The sequence below is a fragment of the Caulobacter sp. FV1ye6ST genome (assembly GCF_058681225.1).
The window spans coordinates 4,937,849-4,959,861 of record NZ_CM178733.1; the positions used below are offsets into that span (position 1 = coordinate 4,937,849).

At 68.6% G+C, this 22,013-nt stretch carries 13 protein-coding genes and 1 riboswitch; of the genes, 3 read left to right on the forward strand and 10 right to left on the reverse strand.

Going from position 1 to position 22,013, the window contains the following annotated elements:
• Window positions 1-714: 714 nt before the first annotated feature.
• Window positions 715-795, forward strand: a riboswitch (ZMP/ZTP riboswitch).
• A gap of 26 nt (window positions 796-821) precedes the next feature.
• Together purH and ACW175_RS23485 are read left to right on the forward strand one after the other, a co-directional pair.
• On the forward strand, window positions 822-2,411 hold the full coding sequence (purH, locus tag ACW175_RS23480) for a bifunctional phosphoribosylaminoimidazolecarboxamide formyltransferase/IMP cyclohydrolase (RefSeq protein WP_492102317.1): 1,590 nt from the start codon (window positions 822-824) through the stop codon (window positions 2,409-2,411).
• Window positions 2,412-2,423: 12 nt separating this feature from the next.
• The gene (locus tag ACW175_RS23485) at window positions 2,424-3,197 is read left to right on the forward strand and encodes a dienelactone hydrolase family protein (RefSeq protein ID WP_492102318.1); all 774 of its coding nucleotides are present in this window, start codon (window positions 2,424-2,426) and stop codon (window positions 3,195-3,197) included.
• Here ACW175_RS23485 and ACW175_RS23490 read toward each other — a convergent pair.
• From ACW175_RS23490 to ACW175_RS23505, 4 genes are all read right to left on the reverse strand, one after another.
• Window positions 3,194-4,399 carry a DUF418 domain-containing protein gene (locus ACW175_RS23490; RefSeq protein ID WP_492102319.1) on the reverse strand — a complete coding sequence of 402 codons (1,206 nt, stop codon included), beginning with the start codon at window positions 4,397-4,399 and terminating at the stop codon, window positions 3,194-3,196. The two genes, ACW175_RS23485 and ACW175_RS23490, sit on opposite strands and share 4 nt — an antisense overlap.
• A 37-nt stretch (window positions 4,400-4,436) precedes the next feature.
• Entirely contained in the window at window positions 4,437-5,765 is a 1,329-nt protein-coding gene (locus tag ACW175_RS23495; protein ID WP_492102320.1) for an MFS transporter, read from the reverse strand.
• 60 nt (window positions 5,766-5,825) lie between these two features.
• Entirely contained in the window at window positions 5,826-10,628 is a 4,803-nt protein-coding gene (locus tag ACW175_RS23500; protein ID WP_492102321.1) for an NAD-glutamate dehydrogenase, read from the reverse strand.
• A gap of 314 nt (window positions 10,629-10,942) precedes the next feature.
• Window positions 10,943-12,094 (reverse strand): AI-2E family transporter, encoded by a 1,152-nt coding sequence (locus ACW175_RS23505; protein WP_492102322.1) that lies wholly within the window; start codon window positions 12,092-12,094, stop codon window positions 10,943-10,945.
• A 102-nt stretch (window positions 12,095-12,196) separates the two neighbouring features.
• Here ACW175_RS23505 and ACW175_RS23510 point away from each other — a divergent pair, with 102 nt between their 5' ends.
• The gene (locus tag ACW175_RS23510) at window positions 12,197-13,741 is read left to right on the forward strand and encodes a helicase HerA-like C-terminal domain-containing protein (protein ID WP_492102323.1); all 1,545 of its coding nucleotides are present in this window, start codon (window positions 12,197-12,199) and stop codon (window positions 13,739-13,741) included.
• Here the strand turns inward: ACW175_RS23510 and ACW175_RS23515 are convergent.
• The 6 genes from ACW175_RS23515 to ACW175_RS23540 all read right to left on the reverse strand — a co-directional run bounded on the left by ACW175_RS23515 (window position 13,719) and on the right by ACW175_RS23540 (window position 21,996).
• Window positions 13,719-16,124 (reverse strand): ATP-binding protein, encoded by a 2,406-nt coding sequence (locus tag ACW175_RS23515; RefSeq protein WP_492102324.1) that lies wholly within the window; start codon window positions 16,122-16,124, stop codon window positions 13,719-13,721. The genes ACW175_RS23510 and ACW175_RS23515 overlap by 23 nt on opposite strands.
• A 108-nt stretch (window positions 16,125-16,232) precedes the next feature.
• Complete coding sequence (locus tag ACW175_RS23520; RefSeq protein ID WP_492102325.1) at window positions 16,233-18,665, reverse strand: bifunctional diguanylate cyclase/phosphodiesterase; 2,433 nt, start codon at window positions 18,663-18,665, stop codon at window positions 16,233-16,235.
• A gap of 136 nt (window positions 18,666-18,801) precedes the next feature.
• Window positions 18,802-19,779 carry a UDP-glucose 4-epimerase GalE gene (gene galE / locus ACW175_RS23525; RefSeq protein ID WP_492102326.1) on the reverse strand — a complete coding sequence of 326 codons (978 nt, stop codon included), beginning with the start codon at window positions 19,777-19,779 and terminating at the stop codon, window positions 18,802-18,804.
• Between the two features lie 99 nt (window positions 19,780-19,878).
• Window positions 19,879-20,790 carry a DMT family transporter gene (locus ACW175_RS23530; RefSeq protein WP_492102327.1) on the reverse strand — a complete coding sequence of 304 codons (912 nt, stop codon included), beginning with the start codon at window positions 20,788-20,790 and terminating at the stop codon, window positions 19,879-19,881.
• Window positions 20,787-21,677, reverse strand: a complete 891-nt coding sequence (locus ACW175_RS23535) for an SDR family NAD(P)-dependent oxidoreductase (protein WP_492102328.1) — start codon at window positions 21,675-21,677, stop codon at window positions 20,787-20,789. Before ACW175_RS23535 ends, ACW175_RS23530 begins: the two co-directional genes overlap by 4 nt.
• A 127-nt stretch (window positions 21,678-21,804) precedes the next feature.
• Window positions 21,805-21,996: a hypothetical protein gene (locus ACW175_RS23540; protein ID WP_492102329.1), complete on the reverse strand. Its 192-nt coding sequence runs from the start codon at window positions 21,994-21,996 to the stop codon at window positions 21,805-21,807.
• Window positions 21,997-22,013 lie beyond the last annotated feature (17 nt).

Consider the following 22,013-nt stretch of genomic DNA (forward strand, 5'->3'; position numbering starts at 1 on the left):
CCGGCGTTCGCGCGACAGAACCCCACGAAATCAATCCCTTCCAACTTTTTCGCGCCCCTGCATCATCGGCGTTGAATCCGCCGCGATACTCAGAGCTATCCCCGTCGCGGGGGAGGGCGTTTGGATCCGGCCCAAAACGGCGGCGGGGGTAGGTTGAGCGGGGCCGCTGGCGGTTCCCGGCGGTGTCGTCACGCCACGTCGCTTACTCTTTAGGAGCGCACGCGGGTGACGGCGCCGTCCGGGATCAAGGCCATCAGCGGAGCGACAGGGCGGTGATCGTACAAGCCGCCTATCGTGGATCGTCGGGGTCGAGACGGATGTAGCCGATCGACTTGGTCCGCGCCCGTCCGGGGGCTAGTGGGGTCCCGAGCTGAAAGACGCTCACGCCCCCCATCCTCACGGGCAAGAACAGCCTGGCGGAGCGGTCTGCGAGCCGAAACACAAACAAACCAAACGGTCCCCGGGTTCGCCCGGCCGCTCCGTCGCCTCCCCATGTGTCTTCAGCGGCCTGCGCCGCGTGAAGTCGCCAAGCCGTGCCGGCTCAGCACAGGCCCCCACCTGACCTGCTCACGCAGGTCTGTCCGCCCCCAAGCGGGGCGGAGAAGAGAGCTGCGTCCTCTTCTCTCCTCCCCCTGTTGGGGGAGGGGGACCGGCGAAGCCGGTGGAGGGGGTCAGCGCCACGCATTGACTCCCCCGCCCGCCCCCGTATTTTCCGCGCGTTCGCGTGACTGGCGTTGAAGGTGGGAAACCACCGGGGAGCTCGAACCTCATAAGCCGCGCGCCTGGGCTCCAATTTCTGAACCCCACCAGAGGAGTCCGCCGTGCCCGCAGCGCCCGATTATCCGTCCGCCCCCGATCTCGTCGCCCCCAAGCGCGCCCTGCTGTCGGTCTCCGACAAGACCGGCCTGGTCGAGGCCGCCCAGGTGCTGCACGCCGCCGGCGTCGAGCTGGTCTCGACCGGCGGCACCAAGGCCGCGATCGCCGCGGCCGGGATCCCGGTCAAGGACGTCTCGGACCTGACGGGCTTCCCCGAAATGATGGACGGCCGGGTCAAGACCCTGCACCCGGTGGTGCATGGCGGGCTTCTCGGCGTTCGGGATGCGCCCGAACATGCGCAAGCCATGGCCGACCACGGCATCGGCGGCATCGATATCCTGTATGTGAACCTCTATCCGTTCGAGGCGACCGTCGCCAAGGGCGGCAGCTATGCCGAGTGCGTCGAGAACATCGACATCGGTGGTCCGGCCATGATCCGCTCGGCGGCCAAGAACCACGGCTATGTCGCCGTCTGCACCGACCCGGCGGACCTGGCCGAAGTGCTGGAGGCCCTGAAGGCCGGCGGGACGACGCTGGCGCTGCGCCAGCGGCTGGCGGCCCGCGCCTATGCCCGCACGGCGGCCTATGACGCGGCGATCTCGGCCTGGTTCGCGGCCGCCCTGGGCCAGGACTTCCCGGCCCGCAAGGCGATCGCCGGCGAGCTGCGCCAGACCATGCGCTATGGCGAGAACCCGCACCAGAAGGCGGCCTTCTACGCCTTCCCGAACCCGCGCGTCGGGGTGGCCACGGCGACCCAGCTGCAGGGCAAGGAACTTTCCTACAACAACATCAACGACACCGACGCGGCCTTCGAGCTGATCGCCGAGTTCGACCCGGCCCAGGGTCCGGCCGTGGCGATCATCAAGCACGCCAACCCGTGCGGCGTGGCGGTCGGCGGCAGCCAACGCGAGGCCTATGAGCGGGCCCTGGCCTGCGACCCGACCTCGGCCTTCGGCGGCATCGTGGCGGTGAACTCGCGCCTGACCCGCGAGGCGGCCGAGGCCATGGTCGAGATCTTCACCGAGGTGGTGATCGCCCCGGAAGCCGACGACGACGCCATCGCGGTGTTCGCGGCCAAGAAGAACCTGCGCCTGCTGGTCACCGGCGGCCTGCCCGACCCGCTGTCGACCGGCGACACCTTCAAGAGCGTGGCCGGCGGCTTCCTGGTGCAGTCGCGGGATGACGCGCGGATCAAGGCCTCGGATCTGAAGATCGTCACGAAGCGTCAGCCCACCGAGGACGAGATCCGCGACATGCTGTTCGCCTTCACGGTCGGCAAGCACGTCAAGTCCAACGCCATCGTCTATGCCCGCGCCGGCCAGACCCTGGGCGTCGGCGCCGGCCAGATGAACCGCAAGGACTCGGCCCGCATCGCGGCGCTGCGGGCGGCCGACTTCGGCCTGGACCTCTCGGGCTGCGCCTGCGCCTCGGAAGCCTTCTTCCCGTTCGCCGACGGCCTGATCCAGGCGGCCGAGGCCGGGGCGACGGCGATCATCCAGCCGGGCGGCTCGATGCGCGATCCGGAGGTCATCGAGGCGGCCGACAAGCTTGGCCTCACCATGGCCTTCACGGGTGTGCGAGTGTTCCGCCACTGATTCCCTTCTGAGGTGAACATGGACAGCGCCGCCTGGGGCGAGAAGGTCGCCAAGCACTCGCGGGTGTTCAAGCCCGCGGGTCCGGGACCGTTTCCGGTGGCGCTGATCCTGCACGGCTGCGGCGGCAAGACGCCGTTCCTCGAGGCCTATGCCCGGGCCGCCGTGGCGGCGGGCTGGGCGGCCGTGGTGGTCGACAGCTTGAAGCCGCGCGGCATGTCCTCGCTGGACGCCAAGCTGTTCGTCTGCACCGGCGTGGCGCTGCGCGGCATCACCCGCGCGGCCGACGTCTTCGCCATGCTGGCCTGGCTGGAGACCCAAGCCTGGGCCGAACCGGAGCACGTCTTCCTGGCCGGCTGGAGCCATGGCGGCTGGACGATCATGGACAGCTACGCGATCGGCGACAACGCGGCGCGGGCGACGAAGCTGGCCGACGCCGATCCGCTGCGGCTGCGCCAGCGGGTGCGGGGTGCGCTGCTGGTCTATCCCTACGCCGGCTACCCCTCCCTGACCTCACGGCGCGGCTGGGGAGACTCTTGGGCTCCTTGGGGCGCGCCGCCGGTCTGGTCGGTGCTGGCCGGCAAGGACGCCGTGGTCGGCTGGAAGCTGCCGGCCCGGGCGCTGGATCGCCTGGCTCAGGACGGCCTCAGCGTGGATCGCGTCATGTTCGACGACGCCACCCACGCTTTCGACGACGACAAGGCCAATGATCCCCGGGCCCGCTACCGGCCCGACCTCTTCCAGGAGACGCAGACCTATTTCACCAGGGCGCTGACGGCCTGCGGCTAGACCGGCTGGGCCGCCAGCTTGGGCCGACGCAGGCGGGTCGGACCGCGATAGAGACGCCGCCAGACCCACTCCAGCGGCCCCATCTCGAACCGGTCCATCCACCAGCGCGACCACAGGATCTGGAAGATCCAGGTCAGGATGGTCAGGGCCGCCAGCACAGGCCGGTCGACCTTGCCGTGCAGGGCCAGGCCCCGGCCCCCGTAGAAGATGGAGGTCATGATCAAGGACTGGGTCAGATAGTTGGTGAACGCCATCTGGCCGACCGGCGCCAGGGCCTTGGGGATCGCGCTCCACGCGCCCTTCGACCGCGCGGCGAAGACCATCAGGCCGACATAGGCCAGGGTCGTCAGCGGCGCGGTCATCCACTGCACGGCCTGGAAGATCATCGACAGCGGCCTGGGCAGGCCCAGCAGAAGCTGGGCGACCACCATGGCGCCGACCACCGCCGAGGCGGTCAGGCCCACGGCGACCAGGGTCACATAGGTCCGCTTGCTCGCCTCGCCGGTCAGCACGCCCAGCTTGAAGCAGCCCAGGCCGATCATCATCAGGGCCGAGGTCATGACGAACACGAACGGTTCGCCGGCCAGATAGCCCAACCGGTCCTTGGCGTTCTGGATCAACGACTGCGCGAAGGTCCCGCCATATTGGAGCTCGGCGGCCCTGGACTTGGCGACGGCCTTGGCGGTCTCCAGCGTGGCCTGGGCCGCATCGTGCTGGAACACGATGGCGGCGGTCATGCCGGCGACCATCAGCAGCGAGAACACCACCCAGATGGTCACCCCGACGCGGATCAGCTTCCTCGGCGCCCAGGATCGCGTCAGCAGCACCGCGAAACCGGCCAGGGCATAGCTCAACAGCACATCGCCGAACCAGATGGCGAAGCCGTGCAGCAGGCCGAAGACGACCATCCAGGCCAGGCGCTTCCTCAGGATCGCGCCACGCTCGGCGTCCGACCGCTCGCCGCCGACGAGGAAGATCGAGACGCCGAACAGCATGGCGAACAGGGTGACGAACTTGCGCTGGAACAGCCACTGGGTGACGGCCCAGACGCCCAGCGTGGCCGGTCCTGTCCCGTGCGGCCAGTTCACCACCGACTCCGACAGCGGCGGGGCCACCGCGAAGTCCGGCATGTTGCACAGCAGGATGCCCAGCACGCCGAGACCTCTCAGCGAGTCGAGCAGAACGATGCGATCCTTGGTCATGAGCTCCCCCTCGAAAAGGAGCCTGCCGTGTTCCGCGTCAGTCGACAACTGGGGCGCGTCTCGGAGCGCATCTGGGGGCGCTCGCCAGAACGAGCGCGCCCAGCGCCATGAAGCTCGCCGAGACCACGACGGCGATCCGCTGATCGCCGGCCAGGCGGGTGCCGACGGCGATGACCAGCGGGGCCAGAAACGCCGTGGCCTTGCCCGACAGCGCATAGAGGCCGAACCACCGCCCGGTCTCGCCCGCCGGCGCCAACTCGGCCATCCAGGCGCGGAGGCTGGACTGCGCCGGCCCGAAGGTCAGGCCGACGAACAGGCTGAAGACCAGGAACATCCGCTCGGGCAGGCTGGCGAACAAGGCGCCGGCCTTGGCGGGGGCGACCGAGATGAAAAAGAAAAGCGTGTCCCTGCCGACCATCCCGACGCCCGTGGCGCCGAACAGGATCACCCCGGTGGCGATCAGCACGGTGGCCTTCGAGCCGATCTTCTGGTCGACCCGCCCGCCGATGAAGGTGCCGATCCCGGCGGCGACCGACAGCATGATCGCGTAGAGCCCTAGCTGCGTCGTCGTCCAGCCGAACAGCCCCGCCGCCAGCACGCCGCCAAAGGCGATGAAGCTGGAAATGCCGTCGCCCAGCAGCATGCGGCCGATCAGGAACCTCAGCATGTGCGGCCTGCTGGGCAGGCCTCGGAGCGTCGCCCATAGCTCCGCCAACGGCTTGTCGCCCGCGCCTTCGGACGGCTTGGGCGCGATCAGCATCAGCGGCCAGGCGAAGGCCAGGAACCACATGGCCACAAGAGGCCCGACGATGCGATCCGGCTCGTGCAAGGCCTTCGACAGACCCAGCATCGGGACCTTGGGCAGCGAGAAGCAGAAGAGCACGATGAACAGGGTGACCAGCGCCCCGACATAGGCCAGGGCCCAGGCGGTGCCGGACAGCCGTCCGACCTGGCCGGGCTTGGCCACCACCGGCAGCAGGGCGTTCATCACCGTCACGCCCAGTTCGGCCGCCACGCTGCCCAGGACCAGACAAGCCAGGATCAGCGGGATGCGCGAGGTCTCGCCCGGAACCGCCAGCCAGAGGCCCAAGCTGGCCACTACGAACGGAAAGGCAAGGCCCACGAGCCAAGCGCGCGGATTGCGCCGCGCGTCAAGCGTCGCGCCCAGCAAGGGACTGAGGAGCGCGATGGCGAGGCCCGAGACGACGCCGGCATAGCCCAGCAGGCTCTGCCCAAGCACCGCGTCGCCGACGAAACCGGAAGCGAAATAGGGCGTGAAGATGAAGGTCGCGATCAGCGCCCAATAGGGCTGCTGCGCCCATTCGTAGAGCGTCCACGCGACGCGCCGGCGATCGCCCTGGTCCATGCTCTACGCTCCCTCACCCATCCCTCCCTCGTAAGGGAGGGATGGGTGAGGGGCTAGTACCTAAGCGGCGGTCGAGAGCTCGCGCAGGGCGGCGTTGGCGATGGTCAGCTTGGCGAAGGTCCAACCGCCGCCGGCCTGTTCGATGTCCTCGATCGTGCGCTTGACCGCCCCAGGACGATCGCCGCGCAGCGCGGCCCAGGATGCGATGGCCGACTTGGCCGCGGCCTCGTCCTCGCCCGCCTGGGCGTTGGCCGCGAACTTCAGCACCGATTGGGTGATCGAGGTCTGCTCGATTAACATGTCCTCGATCAGGCGACGAACCGCCAGGCGCTCGAACGCATCGCCGCCGACGAACGCCCCGGCCGCGCCGCGCAGGCGGTCGAAGCCGAAGGCCGCGCCGACCTGATGGTACAGGCGGGCCACGTTCTCGACGCTCCAGCTCGAAGCGTTGGCCAGATCGACGAGGTCGGCGGCCGTGGTCAGGGGCTGCAGGGCCGCGACGGCCTGGGCCAGGGCGTCGGGCGCGCCGTCCCCGACATAGGCCTTCACCCGCTTGGCGACCGCCCTCTGCTCGTACGGCGACAGGATGGCTGGGGCCATGCCGGTCAAGGCCTTCACCGACGGGCCGTAAGCGTCGAACAGCTGCTGGACGGTCGCCTTGTCGCGCACCGCGCGGCGGGCCAACCAGAAGCTGAGGCTGCGCAGGGCGTAGGCCAGGGCCTTGTAGAGCGCTGTCTGCCCCTCGGCCGACGCCTTGTTGTCCAGCGCGCTGACCTGGTCCCACAGACCGTCGACGCCGAGAATCTCGCGAGCGGCCGTGAAGCCCACCACGACCGCGCCGACATCGGCCACGGCGGCGGCCTTCAGGCGGCTGACGAAGGTCGGACCGCACATGTTGACCATCTGATTGCCGACCACCGTGGCGATAATCTCGCGCTTCAGGCGGTGCTTCTGCATGGCGTCGGCATACTTATCGAGCGCCTTGGGGAAGTAGCCACGCAGGGTCGCCTCGAACCACGGATCGTCCGGCGCCTGGCTGGCGACGATGTCGTCGAACAGGTCCAGCTTGCCGTAGGCCAGCAGCACCGCCAGCTCGGGCCGCGTCAGGCCCTTGTTGGCGGCCTTGCGCTCCAGCAGCGCCGTATTGGTCGGCAGGCCCTCGACCTTGCGATCCAGGCGGCCGCGCTGTTCGAGATCGACCATGTAGCGGATCTGGGCGTCGACCTCGCTGACCGCGTCGCTTTCCAGCAGGGTCAGGGCCAGGGTCTGGTCGTAGTTGTGCTCCAGCACGTGGTGTCCGACATCGTCGGTCATCGAGGCCAGCAGCGTGTTGCGACTTTCGCGAGTCAGCTCGCCGCCGCGTTCCAGGATCCCGGTCAGGATCTTGATATTGACCTCGTGGTCGGAACTGTCGACGCCGGCCGAGTTGTCGATGGCGTCGGTGTTGATGTGACCACCGGCTTGCGCGAACTCGATGCGACCCGCTTGTGTCAGACCCAGATTGGCGCCCTCGCCCACGACCTTGACCCGCAGGTCCGCGCCGTTGATGCGGATGGCGTCGTTGGCCTTGTCGCCGGCGTCGGCGTTGCTCTCGCCCCTGGCCTTCACATAGGTGCCGATGCCGCCGAGATAGAGCAGTTCGGCTTTCGACTTCAGGATCGCGGTCATCAGCTCGGCCGGCGAGACGGCCTCGGCCTTGATCTCGAACAGGTCGCGAACTTCCTTCGACAGCGGGATGCTCTTCAGGCCGCGGGCGAAGACGCCGCCGCCCGCCGAGATCTTCGACTTGTCGTAGTCGTCCCACGACGAGCGCGGCAGCTTGAACATCCGGTCGCGCTCTTCCCACGACGCGGCGGCGTCCGGGTTCGGGTCGAGGAAGATGTGGCGGTGATCGAAGGCGGCCAGCAGCTTGGTCTGCTTGGACAGCAGCATGCCGTTGCCGAACACGTCGCCAGACATGTCGCCGACGCCGACCACGGTGAAGGGCTGGGTCTGGATGTCCTTGCCCAGCTCGCGGAAGTGGCGCTTGACCGCTTCCCAGGCGCCCCGGGCGGTGATGCCCATGACCTTGTGGTCATAGCCGACCGAACCGCCGGACGCGAACGCGTCGCCCAGCCAGAAACCGTAGCTCTCGGCCACGCCATTGGCGATGTCGGAGAAGGTCGCGGTTCCCTTGTCGGCGGCGACGACCAGATACGGATCCTGGCCGTCATGCACGACGACCGAGGCCGGCGGCACGACCTGGTTGTCGGCGTCGATATTGTCGGTCAGGTCCAGCAGGCCCGACAGGAAGGTCTTGTAGGCGCGGATCGCCTCGGCCTGGATCGCGTCGCGATCGCCGCCGCGCGGAAGGCATTTGGGATAGAAGCCGCCCTTCGAACCGACCGGCACGATGACCGCGTTCTTGACCTGCTGGGCCTTCACCAGGCCGAGCACTTCGGTGCGGAAATCGTCGCGACGGTCCGACCAGCGCAAACCGCCCCGGGCGACCGGGCCGAAGCGCAGGTGCACGCCCTCCACATGCGGGGCCGAGACATAGATCTCGCGATAGGGCTTAGGCGCCGGCAGGTCTTCCAACTCGCGCGAGGCGATCTTGAAGCTGATGTACGGCTTGGGGCCGCCATCGGCGGCCGGCTGGTAGAAGTTGGTCCGCTGGATCGCGCCCACGAGGGCGGCCAGGCGGCGCAGCACGCGGTCGGCGTCCAGGCTCTCGACGGCCTGCAAGGCTTCGATGATCTTGCCTTCGACGGCCTTGGCCTGCTCCCGGCGGGTCTTGAGGTCCGCGCGGACGGCCGGGTCGAACTGGGTCTGGAAGAGGTCCAGGATAAGGCGGGCGACGCCCGGATGATCCGCCAGGGCCTGCTCCTGGACGCCCTGGCTGGGGTCGAGGCCTGACTGCTGGCGATAGCGGGCCAGAGCGCGGATGAGCGCGGCCTCGCGCCAGCCGATGCCCAGTTCCAGCACCAGGCGGTTGAAGCCGTCGCTCTCCGCGCGGCCCGTCCAGATGGCGACAAAGGCGGCCTCGAAGGCCTGCTTGATGTCGCCGAACACCAGGTGCTCGCCCGCCTCGTCCCGCAGGACGAATTCATGGACCCAGACCGGCTTGCCGTCCGGCGAGACCTTGAAGCCGTCCTCGATCAGGGCCTTCAGGCCCATGTGCTCCAGGATCGGCAGCACGTCGGCCAGCGGCGCGGCCGCGCCCGGGCGATAGAGCTTGAAGCGGAAAGTCACCGCGCTGTCGTCGGCTCGACGGAAGGCGCGAACGCGGACGGCCTCGTCCTGCGCCAGGTCGTCGATCACCTGGATGTCGGCCAGGGCCTCGTCAGCGTCGTACTGGTCGCGATAGCCGGGCGGGAAGGCGCCGGCATAGCGGGCCAGCAGATGCGCGACACGGCCGGTCGAACCTTCGCGGACGGCGGCTTCGAAGCGGTCCTCCCAGGTGCGGGCGGTTTCGGCGATGGCGGCCTCGACGGCGGCCATGTCAGGCTCGGCGTGGTCGCCGGGCGTCACGCCGAGGATGTAGTGAACGCGGGCCAGCGGGGCGTCGGAGAAGCTGGGATAATAGGCCGAAACCCGGCCCCGGAACGCCTTGGCCAGGATGTCGCCGGCCCGGGCGCGGACGCCGGAGTCGTAACGGTCGCGCGGCACGAACATCAGCACCGAGATAAAGCGGTCGAACGGGTCGCGGCGGGCGAAAAGCTTGACGCGCGGGCGGTCATAGAGGTGCAGAACCCCCATCGCCGTGGTCAGGAGCGGGGCTTCGTCGGTCTGGAACAGTTCGTCGCGCGGCCAGGTCTCGAGGATGTTGCGTAGGCGCTTGCCGTTATGGCTGTCGGGATCCTTGCCGGCGCTGGTCAGCACATGGGCGACCTTGCGACGGACCAGCGGCACCTCGTGAGCCGGGGTCTCATAAGCCTCGGCGGTGAACAGTCCCACGAAGCGAACCTCTCCCGAGGCCTTGCCATCCGCGCCGTAGCGGCGAACGCCGATATAGTCAGCATAGCCACGCCGGTGGACGCGCGAGCGCAGGTTCGACTTGGCCACCACGATCGGATCGCCGATGTCGATGTGGGTGCGCATCTGGGCCGACAGGATCGCCGGCTCGCTGCCCCGGCGCAGCACCGTACGGGCCTGGTCGCGCAGAACGCCGAGGCTGCCTTCCGGCTGGTACAGCGGCTCCTCAGCCGCGTAGCCGCCATCGGCCGTGCGGGGATACTCGTAGACACGGGCGCCCAGGAACACGAAGTGATCGGCTTCCAGCCAGTCGAGGAAGGCGAGGTCCTCGTTCTTCTCGTCGGCGGAGACCGGCGCATCGGTGGTCTTCAGTTCATCGATCGTGCGGCGCATCAGGGCGCGCATGGCCTCGAAGTCCTGCACGGCCACCTGGACGTCCGAGAGCGCTTCGCGGACGCTTTCGAGCAGAGCCGCCTCGCGGTCCTCGCCAACGGGAGCCAGCCAGATCTGGATCATCGAGCGGCGGACGCCGCCGCAGTCGGCCACGGGGTGGAACATGGCGCGGACCGAGAAGCCGGCCTCGGTGACCTCGCCCATGATGCTATCGACCAGGAACGGGCGGTCGGCCTGGACAATTTCCAGCAGGTCGGAGGGTATCTCGCCGCCTTCGGTGCGGCGCAGGCGAATGACGGGTTCGGAGACGTCCTTGGCGCTCTCGCCGAAGCGCCAGAAATCGGCCAGGGCGCGGGCCACGTCGGCGACGTCCAGGCCGGGCAGTTCCTCGGCGGACCAGTCGTCCTGCGCCTGGGTGACGAAGCCGCGCGCGGCAGGCGACAGAGCCTCTGCCGACGCGCCCAGGGCCTGGGCGAAAGCGCTTATCAGCGGACCGATCGGAGCCCCAGTGGACATGAGGTCATTTTTTTCACCGATCATAGGATTTCCTCGCGAATTTTTGGTCGGAAACTAGCCCGTTTGGGCGTTACTTCAACCGCTACGTCGGGAATTGGAAAGAATTCGTGCCGTTCATCGCAAATCCGGCCAGAAACGGAAGCGCCGCCGGCTGGGGGGAAGCCGGCGGCGCGGGCCCGCTCCGGGGGGACGGGCGGGCGGTTTCCGCTTCGGTCCGGGCGGCCTTGCCAGCCGGGACCCGCGCGGGGTGTCCGGTTGGGGGGCGCCGGACAGGGGATAGATAGGGACCAGCGTCCGGAGTTTAAGGGGCGCGCTCATTTCTTTCGCGGGGTTGGGCGGGCCGGAGAGGAATCGGGCGCTGGACCATGGCCGCCCGCGCCGCCCGCGCCCTGCGGGTCGCCGTCCTCGGACAGCAGGATGGCGATCCAGCGCGAGCCCTCGAACTGGGCCAGGATCACCATGGCCGCCACGGTCAAGGGCGTGGAAAGGAACATTCCCGGCACGCCCCAGAGCGCGCCCCAGACCGCCAGCGACAACAGGATCACCGTCGGGTCCATGTTCAGGCTGTCGCCCTGCATGCGCGGATAGATGACATTGCCGACCACGAAGAAGATCCCCTGCAGCGCCGCGAACAGGATGATCGCCGGCCACAGGCTGTCGGGGAACTGAACGAGGGCGAACAGCGGCGGCAGGAAGCAGCCGATGGCGCCGCCGATGATCGGCAGATAGGCGGCCAGGAAGATCAGGAACGCCCAGAAGAAGGCGTTGTCCAACCGGACCAGCATCATCACCACCCAGGCGGCGACGGCGATCATCAGGCCGGTGACCGTTTGGATCCACAGGTACTGCTCCACGCCATCGCGGATGCGCTGGAACATGTTCATGTTCGACTCGCGCTCGGCATGGTGCGGGAAGAGTGCGACGATCTTTCGGCCGAAGCCTTTGCGGGACGCCAGGATGAAGCCGAGATAGATCAGCACCAACACGGCGCTGGTGCCGAAATTTTTGAAGGACTGAGCCACGTCGCCGACATAACTCTGCAGGTTAGACAGCTTGGCTAGGTCGCCGATGGTCGGAACGCCATGCAGTTGCAGACCGGGAAACAGCCTGCTGACCAACGGCGTGAACTTGGCGATGATCGCGTTCAGGCTGGCGACATATTCCGAGGAGTGGTCGAAGAACGTCTTGCTGTTCACGACGACGATCCAGACCGAGACGCCGAACAACGCCAGAGACAGCACCACCGCCGTTGGCAGGGCCAGCTTGCGTGGGAACCCTGGCGTGCGCATGGTCAGCACCCGGGCGAAGCTGTCGATCATCACCGCCAGGAACACGGCCAGCGCCAGGGGGGTCAGGATATCCTGCATCCACTTCAGCGTCGCCCCACCGGCGATGACGGCCAGGAAGACCACCGCGTTGCGCGTCGTGACCGGCGGCGGAGCGCGGGGCGGGTCGGTGGCCGTCATTTGTAAAATATCTCCAGAGGCGAGCCCGACATTGCCTGTCTCGATTGGCGACGCGCAAGGCCCCGGTTAGGGTCGCGTCCAACCTTGTGAGGAATTGCGCCCATGCCCCTGTCGATTGGCGAAAACGAGATCCTGGTGGGCCTGGGCGAAGGCCCCGTGACGCAGAGGCTCGATCGCTCCAACCGCCACGGCGTCGTGGCCGGCGCGACTGGCACCGGCAAGACCGTGACCCTGCAGGTTCTGGCCCAGGCCTTCTCCGACGCGGGGGTGCCGGTCTTCGCCGCAGACGTGAAGGGCGACCTCTCGGGGGTGGCCATGCCCGGGACCCCGAACGCGAAGATGCAGGCCCGCGCCGACCAGATGGGCCTTGTGCTGTCGCCGGCCGCGCCGCCGGTGATGTTCTGGGACCTGTTCGGCCAGAAGGGCCATCCGATCCGTACGACCATCTCCGAGATGGGTCCGCTCCTGCTGTCGCGCCTGCTGGAGCTGAACGACGTGCAGGAGGGCGTGCTGACCATCGTCTTCCACGTCGCCGACCAGGACGGGCTGCTGCTGCTGGACCTGAAGGACCTGCAGGCGGCGCTGAAATATGTCGCCGACCACGCGGACGAGATCGGCACGCAGTATGGCAACGTTTCGGCCGCCACGGTCGGGGCCATCCAGAGGAAGCTGCTGACCCTGCAGACACAGGGGGCCGATCACTTCTTCGGCGAGCCTGCCCTGGATCTTTCCGACATCATGCGCACCGACGCGGCCGGGCGCGGCTACGTCAATCTGCTGGCCGCCGACCGCCTGATCCAGTCGCCCAAGCTCTATTCGACCTTCCTGCTGTGGCTTCTGTCGGAGCTGTTCGAGGTGCTGCCCGAGGTCGGCGATCCGGAGAAGCCCAAGCTGGTGTTCTTCTTCGACGAGGCGCACCTGCTGTTCAACGACGCGCCCAAGCCGCTGCTGGAGAAAATCGAGCAGGTCGTGCGCCTGATTCGCTCCAAGGGCGTGGGCATCTATTTTGTCACCCAGAACCCGGCCGACATTCCCGACGCGGTGCTGGGCCAGCTGGGCGCCCGGGTTCAGCACGCCCTGCGCGCCTACACCCCCGCCGACCAGAAGGGGCTGAAGGCCGCCGCCCAGTCGTTCCGCGTCAACCCGAACTTCGACACCGCCGAGACGATCCAGGCTCTGGGCGTCGGCGAGGCGCTGGTCTCGACCCTCGACGAGAAGGGCGCGCCGCACGTGGTGCAGAAGACCCTGATCCGCCCGCCGGCCTCGCGCCTGGGTCCGCTCTTGCCGGCCGAGCGCGCCGCCTTGCAGGCGCAGAGCCCGGTGGCGGGCGTCTATGACGCCACGGTCGATCGCGACTCCGCCTATGAAATTCTGCAAGGCCGCGCCAAGAAGGCCCAGGCGGACGCCGATGACGCCCGCGAGCAGGCTGAGCAAGACAAGCGCGAGGCCGCCGAGGCCAAGGTCCGCGAACGCGAGGAAGCCCAGCGCGCCCGCGAAAGCCGTCCTCGCGCCTCAAGTCGCCAGACCATGACCGAGGCCTTCGCCACCACCCTGGTCCGCACCGTCGCCTCGACGGCCGGTCGCGAACTGATGCGCGGTCTGCTGGGCGGGCTGCTCGGCGGGTCTACGAGCCGCCGTCGCCGCTAATCCGGCGCTTGCGGGGCGCTCGCGTCTTCTTCGGCCCCTTCTCCGGCGGCCGCGGCTCGCGGGCGGCCAGCAGGGCCGAGGCGATCTCGGCCAGCTGGTCGATCTGGAACGGCTTGCGCAGCACCGGCCAGGGCAGATCGACGGGCGCGGTGTCCATGCGGTCGCCCGCATAGCCGGTGGTCAGCAGCACGGCCATGTCCGGCCGCTTGACCGAAGCCGACCGCGCCAGGTCCACGCCGCTGACGCCGCCAGGCATGATCACGTCCGACATCAGCAGGTCAAAGGTCACGTCCTTCTCAAGCGCCTCCAAGGCCGAGGCCCCGTGTTCGGCGGTGTCGACCTCGCAACCCAGGTCGCGCAGCAAACCGCCGGCGATCTCGCGCACGGCCGCGTCGTCCTCGACCAGCAACACCCGCACGCCTTTGAGCCGATCGCGGATCGTTGACGGATCGACGGTCGGGGCCGGCGTCGCGGCCTCCTCGGTGGCCGGCAGGTAGAGGGCGACGGTCGTGCCGCGTCCCTCGACGCTGTCGATGGTCACCCCACCGCCGCACTGACGCAGGAAGCCATAGACCTGGGCCAAGCCCAGGCCGGTGCCCTTGCCGACCTCCTTGGTCGTGAAGAAGGGCTCGAACACCCGGGCCAGAACCTCGGGCGGCATCCCCATGCCGGTGTCGCTGACCGCCACGCGGACATAGTCGCCGGGCGCCGTATCGGCGACCTCACCCCGCCCCAGCGTCACGGGCGCGACGGCGATGCTGATTTCGCCGCCGAAGGCCGTGGCGTCGGCGGCGTTGACCACGAGGTTCAGCAGCGCCGCCTCGAACTGGGCCGCGTCAACCCGCGCGCCGGAAGCCGCCGGTTCGCGGCGCAAGACCAGAGCCACGCCTTCGCCGACCGCCCGGCGCAGCAGCGGTTCGGCCTGGTCGAGCAAGGCGCCGATCTCGACCACCTCCAGCTTCAGTTCCTGGTTCCGAGAGAACGCCAGCAACTGGCGAGTCAGGCGCTCGCCGCGCTGCCCCGCCGCCAGGGCCGCTTCAGCCAGGCGGGTGACGCGCGGCGTGTCGTCGGGCCGGCGCAGGATCATGTCCAGGCCTCCGACGATCACGGTCAGCAGGTTGTTGAAGTCGTGCGCCACCCCGCCGGTCAGCCTGCCAACCGTCTCCAGCCGTTGGGCTTGGGCCAAGGCGGCCTGGGCCCGCGCGGTCTCGGCCATGCTGGCCTGAAGAGCGGCCGTGCGCTCGGCGACCCGGTCCTCCAGATCCTTCCGCGCCTCGACCGTCTCGGTGAAGTCGAAGCAGCTGCCGATATAGCCGCGATAAGCCCCGGCCTCGTCGAAGCGCGGCGCGCCGACGCTGCTGATCCAGCGCCAAGCCCCGTCGGCGCGGCGCAGGCGAAAGGCGACATTGAAGGGCTCGCGCCGGCTGGCCGCGGCGGCGGCGATCTCGAAGCCAGCTTGGCGATCCTCCGGATGCAGGCCCTCGCGCCAGCCGGCGCCCAGTTCGGCCTCGAGGGCGCGTCCGCGAAAGTGGAGCCAGGCCTGATTGAACCAGTCGGCCTGGCCATCCTCCGCCGTCGCCCAGATCAGCACCGGCGCCGTATTGGCGACGCTCCGGAACAGCTCCTCGCTGCTGCGCAGGGCCGCCGCCGCGCGACGCTCCTGCGTCACGTCGCGGAAGGTCACGGCCAAATCCTCGTCCAGGCGCACACCGCTGGAGCGGATCCAACGCTCCTCGCCGTCGATCATCCGCCGCACGTCGATATCGTCGGGCCCCCCGGCCTCCAGCAAGCGCCTCAGGCGATCGACCATGTCGCGGCCGGTCTCGTCGGGAAAAACGTCCAGGACCCGCCGGCCCAGCAGGGTCGAGGTCCCCCACGGCCTCATGGTCTCGGCCATCGGGTTGGCGTAGGTCCAGCGGAAGTCCACCACCCCTCCAGCCTCGCGGACCGGCTCCAGGATCGCGAAGGCGTCCAGCGACACCTCCTGCGCCGAGCGAAAGCGCGCTTCCGCGGCCAAGCCGGACCGCACGGCCCGCCGCAGAGCCTCGACCAGCAAGACGATCAGCCCACCGCATGACAGGAACATGCTCAGCTGCGCCGCTTCGCGGGCGTGCAGGATCCACGTGCCGTCGGGCGCCATCCAGAACCGCCAGGCGGTCAGGGCGCAGACCACCAGGGCCAGGAGTCCCGGTCCCAGCCCGCCGACCATCGCCGCGAGCATGACCGCGACGAAGAAGGTCGGAAAATAGACCGGGACGCCGAACGCGAGGACAGCGCCGAAACGGGCGGCGACGGCGACGCCAACCGCCAGCAGCGCGAATCCGTAGCGCAGTTCGCGCCGATCGGTCGCGGTCACGAACTTGATGGCGGTCCGTCCCAGCACGCGCTCGCCTCGATGTCGGCTCCACGGCCCCGCTTGGCGCCGTCATAACCCGCTAAGGCATAGGCGGTTCCGGGCGCGGCGAAAAGCGGTCGACCCCGCGTGGCCCGATCAGGCCGAGCGCTTGGCCTCGACCGGCGCCTGGCCAAGATCGACAGGGCCTTCCAGCCGGGCATGCGCCGCGCCCGTCACGGTCCAGGCCGACAGCGTGTCGATCGGCGCCGGGCGACCGATGGCGTAGCCTTGAAGCTCGGTGCAGTTCTCGCCGCGCAGGAAGATGATCTGTTCCTCGGTCTCCACCCCCTCGGCCACGACCGGGATCTCCAGGCTGCGGCCCAGGCCCAGGACGGCGCGCACGATGACGGTGGCGCGGTCGTGGCGATGGATGTTCTCGACGAAGCTCTTGTCGATCTTGATCTTGTCGAACGGGAACGACTGCAGGGTCGACAGCGACGAGAAGCCCGTGCCGAAATCGTCCATGGCGATCCGCACCCCCAAGGCCTTCAGGCGGCGCAGATTGTCCAGCGCCCGCTGGTAGTCCTTGAACAGGGCGCTCTCCGTGATCTCCAGCTCCAGGCGCGAGGGCGACAGGCCGGTGGTGATCAGCACCTCGTGCACCAGGCTCGGCAAAGCGGGATTGTGCAGCTGAATCGGCGAGAGATTGACGGCGATGCGCAGCGGCTTTTCCCACGAGGCGGCGTCGGCGCAAGCGCGGCGCAGGACCCAGTCGCCCAGGGCGCCGATCAGGCCGTTCTCTTCGGCGACCGTGATGAACTCCAGCGGCGGGATCATGCCGCGCGTCGGGTGCTGCCAACGCACCAGGGCCTCGAAGCCGCAGACTTCGCCGTCGGTGGCGCGGGCCAACGGCTGGTAGTGGACCACCAACTCCTCGTCGATGATTCCCTGGCGCAGATCGCGGGCCAGGTTGCGGCGCTCGCGGATGGTGTCGTCCATCTCGCGCTTGAAGAAGCGATAGACCCCCCGTCCGCTTTCCTTGGCGCGATAGAGGGCCATGTCGGCGTTGGCCATCAGCGATTCCGTCGTGCGGCCGTCGTCGGGATAGAGGCTGACGCCGAGGCTGGAGCCCAGAGCCAGTTCCTGGCCGTCGTGGACCATCGGCGCTGACAGGAGCTCGATCAGGCGGCCTGACAGCTCGGCGGCCGCCGTCGGCTGGTCGCCGCCGGCCACCTGGACGATGATGAATTCGTCGCCGCCGAGACGGGCGGCGAAGGACGGGGCCTGGACCGCCGACTGCAGACGGCGGGCGGTCTCGACCAGGATGGCGTCGCCGGCCAGGTGACCGTGCTGGTCGTTGGCTTCCTTGAAGTGGTCCAGATCGATGCAGATCACCGACAGGCTCTCGCCCGAGGCCTCGACGCGATCCAGGGCCGCGCCCAGGCGGGCCTGCAGCGAATTGCGGTTCGGCAGGCCGGTCAGGCCGTCGTGCTCGGCGAGATAGCGGATCTTCTCCTCGGCGGCGCGGCGTTCGCGCAGATCGCGCACGGCCAGGACCGTCAGGCCCGAGGTCTCGATGCGGGCGCCGTCGTCCATCAGACGCGAGAAGACCTCCACCGGAATCTCGCGACCACCGGCGACGGGTTGGATCTTGCCTTCGCGGCGCACGCCCTCGCGGGTGGGACCGGCTTCGTCGAAAGTGAGGATCGAGCCGACCAGCGGGCGACCGACCAGTTCGGAGAGCTCGGCGCCCACCAGTTCGCAGAAGGCGGCGTTGGCGTCGTTGATCTTGCCAGACTGGACCACGACCAGGCCTTCGTAGGCGGCGTTGGCCAGGCGGCGGATGCGCTCGAGGGCCGAACGCGAGGTCTGGGATTCGATGGCGACGGCGCCGAGACCGCCCAGGATGATCATGGCCGTTATCGAGCCGACGGCCAGGGTGAGGATGCCGCCCGACAGCAGTTGGTCGGGCACCTGCACGCCGGCGTCGGGAATGATCGTGATCGCCGACATGCCGGTGAAGTGCAGGCCGACAATGCCCAGGCACAGCAGGCCGCCGCCGATGGTCTGGTTCTTGACGGTGCGGGCTTGGCCGGCCAGCACCAGGGCGGCGGTCGCGCCGCAGACGCCCAGGATGGCCGAAAGGCCGACGGTGGCGTGTTCCCAGACCAGGTGGCCCTGGGTCACGAAGGCCGACATGCCGGTATAGTGCATGGCCGCGACGCCGAGGCCGATCAGGACGCCGCCGGCGAAGTCATTGGTGGTCGAGCGCTGGGCCGACGCCACGGCGAAGCCGCTGGCCATGAACAGCACGGCGATCATCAGCGACAACAGCGTGCCCGTCGGGCTGTAGCCGGTCTTCAGACCTGGCGTGAAGGCGACCATGGCGATGAAGTGGGTGGCCCAGACGCTGGAGCCGGCGACCAGACCGGTCAGCAGCAGCCAGGCCGCGCGGACGACGCCTCGGGCGCCGCGCATCCGCGAATAGAGGCGGAACGTGGTGAAACAGCCGGCGATGCAGACGAGGCCGGCGACAAGCACCAGGCGCAGGTCATGTTGCGTCGTCAGGCAGGTCAGGAACTTGAGCACGCACGCCCCCGGGGGTTACATCCCTCCAGAGCTACAGCGAGAGTTGCAAATAAAGCGTTTCACGAGAATTCGCCGCGACATACGGTCTGCTCGACGCCTTGGCTTGGGTGATATTTGCCCGTTCGACGACCTCCATTCAGCCGCCAAGCTGAGCCTGATGCCACTTCCAGGCGCTGGACAAGATGGCGTCGAGATCGCGCGAAGGGTTCCAACCCAGGTGCGCGCGGGCCTTGGCGTTGTCGCCGACCAGGATCGGGGCGTCGCCCGGCCGGCGCGAGGCCATCTGGACCGCCAGGGGTTTGCCGACCGCCCGTCCGACGCCGTCGACCAACTCGCGCACCGTGGTGCCCGTACCCGTGCCCAGATTGTAGGACTCTGACGATCCGCCAGCCAGCAGACGCTTCAGCGCCGCGACGTGGGCGTCGGCAAGGTCCAGTACGTGGACATAGTCGCGCACCGCCGTGCCGTCGCGGGTGTCGTAGTCGTCACCGAAGATCGTGAAGTGAGAACGCTGGCCCAGAGCGACCTGGATCGCCAACGGAATGGCGTGGGTCTCCGGCTCATGCCACTCGCCGATGCGGCCCTCGGGGTCCGCGCCGGCGGCGTTGAAATAGCGCATCACCGCGCTGCGGAACCCGACATAGCGGTCGTAGTCGGCCAAGGCCTGCTCGACCATCAGCTTGCTGCGGCCATAGGGATTGAGCGGCGCTTGCGGGTGATCCTCCGGCATCGGCAGGGTCACAGGATCGCCGAAGGTGGCGCAGGTCGAGGAAAACACCAGGGCCTCGACCCCGGCCCGCCGCGCGGCTTCGACCAGGGTGATCGTCCCGCCGACATTGTTGTCGAAGAAGGCGCCAGGATTTTTCACCGATTCGCCGACCTCGATGCGGGCCGCGAAGTGCAGGACGGCGACAGGCTTGTGCTGGGCGAACACCGCGTCCAGCCGCGCGGCGTCACGGATGTCCCCGACTTCCAGCGGCCCCCACTGGACGTGCTCACGGTGACCGTTCGACAGATCGTCGAACACCACCGGCCGGAAGCCCGCCGCGGCGAGCGCGAGACAGCAGTGCGACCCGACATATCCGGCGCCGCCAGCCACGAGAACGGTTTGCATCGAAATCCCCCACGCGATGGCTCTCGCTAGCGAGTTTACTCGCCCGTTGGAAGCCGTTGCCCGACCGTGTCGTCAACAAGTCACGCCGCCGGACGCTTTTTAGCGCGTGTCCCGCAAGGGCGCCTCGCCTAGCGCCGCCCGCCTCGACAGCTGGTGCTCGCGCCAGGAGATGAACAAGGTCGAGGCGACCACGATCGCGGCGCCGAAGATCACCGCCGGCTTGGGGACTTCGTGGAACAGCAGCAGGCCCGCGCCGACGGCGAAGACCAGCCGCGTATAGTCGATCGGCGCCATGACCGCCGCCTCGCCGGCCTCCATGCCCTTGATATAGGCCCCCTGGGTGAAGGTGCCGATCACGCCCATGGCGGCCAGCAGGCCAAGGTCCGGCCAGGTTGGCCACTTCCAGACGAACAGGGCCGGCGGGATGGCGAAGACCAGGCCCAGCACGGCGGCGTAGACCAGCAGCACGAACGGGCTGTGATCGCGGGTCATGACCTTCATGCCCGTGATGGTCAGCGCGAACAGGAAGGCCGAGATCAAGGCGCAGGCCTGGGGCCAGCCGATCCAGGCGGCGGCCCCGCCCGAGCCCGGCCGGAGCATGATCAAGACGCCGACGAAGCCGACCAGGGCCGCGCTGATCCGCAAGGGTCCGATCGGTTCGCGCAGCACGAAGGCGGCCAGCGGCACCAGCCAAAGGGTCCGGGTGAAGGACAGGGCGTTGGCGTCGGCCAGCGGCAGCTTCTGGTAGGCGTAAAAGCCCATGATCAGCGCCAGGACCCCGGCGCTGGAGCGGAAGATCAGGATCCCCGGCCGGGTCGTGCGGAAGGCGGCCCTCCAGTCGCGGGCCATCAGCGGCAGGAGCACGATCACGCCCGCCAGTTGCCGGTAGAAAGTCTGGAGCGCGGCCGGATAGCCCGGCCCCAGGAACTTGATCAGGGTGGTCATCGCCGTGAAGCCGACCGCCGAGGCCAGCATCCACAGCGCGCCGCGCAGGTTGGGCGTCAGGGTCACCCGGCCGCGCCGGCGGCCACCAGTTGGGCCCGCATGGCCTCGGCCTGCTCGGGCGTGATGCCCATGGCCGCCAGAATTGGCGAAGGCGTGTTCTTGTCCCAGGCTGAACGCGGGCCGACGGTGATGCCGCCATCGACGACGATGTGGGTCCCCGTCACGAACTGGGAGTCGTCGCTGGCCAGGTAGAGGGCGGCGGCGGCGATGTCCTCGGGCAGGCCGGACTTGGGGATCGGCTGGATCTTCGGTCCGATCGAGGCGATCTGGGCGGCCATCTGGTCGGCGACCTCGCGCGGCAGGCCCATCGAGGCCCCAAAGATCGAGGTGGCGATCAGGCCCGGGCAGATGGCGTTGACCCGGATCTTCAGCGGCGATAGCTCGGCCGCCGCGCAGCGGCTCATATGGATCACCGCCGCCTTGGCCGCCGAATAGGCCAGCGGACCGAAGCCTGCCTGCAGGCCGGCGATCGAGGCGGTGTTGATGATCGAGCCGCCTCCGCGCTTTAGCATCAGCGGCAGGGCGTGCTTCATGCCGATGGCCGGACCGCGAACCAGCAGGGCGAAGGTCTTGTCCCAGCCCTCGACAGTCAGCTCCGGCACCGCCGCGGGCGTGCCGCCATGGCCGGCGTTGTTGAACAGGATGTCGAGCCCGCCGAAGCTCTCCTCAGCCAGGGCCATGGTCCTGGCCAGGTCGTCTTCCGAAGTGACGTCGCAGCGCGAGAAGCGGACGTGGTCGGGAAAGCGCCTTTCCAGCATCTCGCCTTTTTCGGCCTGCAGGTCGGCGGCGATCACGCTCGCCCCCTCGGCCACGAACAGCTCGACCGCGCCGAGTCCGATGCCCGAGCAGCCCCCGGTGACGACGGCGACCTTGCCGTCCAGACGTCCGACCATGAGAAATTCCTCCGCGTCCCCGACCTCTTCGTGGGTCAGTGATCAATGATCATATTCGCGGAGCAAACAGAGGTTGGCTAGAGGCCTTCGAGCACTCAGGCCGAGACGAGATTGGCCCGAGACGAAATCAGGCCGGACGGCGAACCAGCGGCTCGAGACGACGACCCAGGTGACTGAGAGCCAGCCAAAGCAGACATGGCGCCAGCAGGACGGCCCAGGCCAGGCCAAGCCCGACCAGACCCACGCCCGCGACGGCGCGATGAGCGAAGCTGGAGCGCTCCCTGGCCTCCAGCGTCATGACGCGAATATCCAGGCCCATTATCCCCCAAGCCCCTC

Bases quoted from the DNA above. Each gene is read 5' to 3' on its own strand.
- ACW175_RS23490 (WP_492102319.1), bottom strand. From the start codon at position 4,399: ATGACCAAGGATCGCATCGTTCTGCTCGACTCGCTGAGAGGTCTCGGC.
- ACW175_RS23495 (WP_492102320.1), bottom strand. From the start codon at position 5,765: ATGGACCAGGGCGATCGCCGGCGCGTCGCGTGGACGCTCTACGAATGG.
- ACW175_RS23500 (WP_492102321.1), bottom strand. From the start codon at position 10,628: ATGTCCACTGGGGCTCCGATCGGTCCGCTGATAAGCGCTTTCGCCCAG.
- ACW175_RS23505 (WP_492102322.1), bottom strand. From the start codon at position 12,094: ATGACGGCCACCGACCCGCCCCGCGCTCCGCCGCCGGTCACGACGCGC.
- ACW175_RS23510 (WP_492102323.1), top strand. From the start codon at position 12,197: ATGCCCCTGTCGATTGGCGAAAACGAGATCCTGGTGGGCCTGGGCGAA.
- galE (WP_492102326.1), bottom strand. From the start codon at position 19,779: ATGCAAACCGTTCTCGTGGCTGGCGGCGCCGGATATGTCGGGTCGCAC.
- ACW175_RS23535 (WP_492102328.1), bottom strand. From the start codon at position 21,677: ATGGTCGGACGTCTGGACGGCAAGGTCGCCGTCGTCACCGGGGGCTGC.
- ACW175_RS23540 (WP_492102329.1), bottom strand. From the start codon at position 21,996: ATGGGCCTGGATATTCGCGTCATGACGCTGGAGGCCAGGGAGCGCTCC.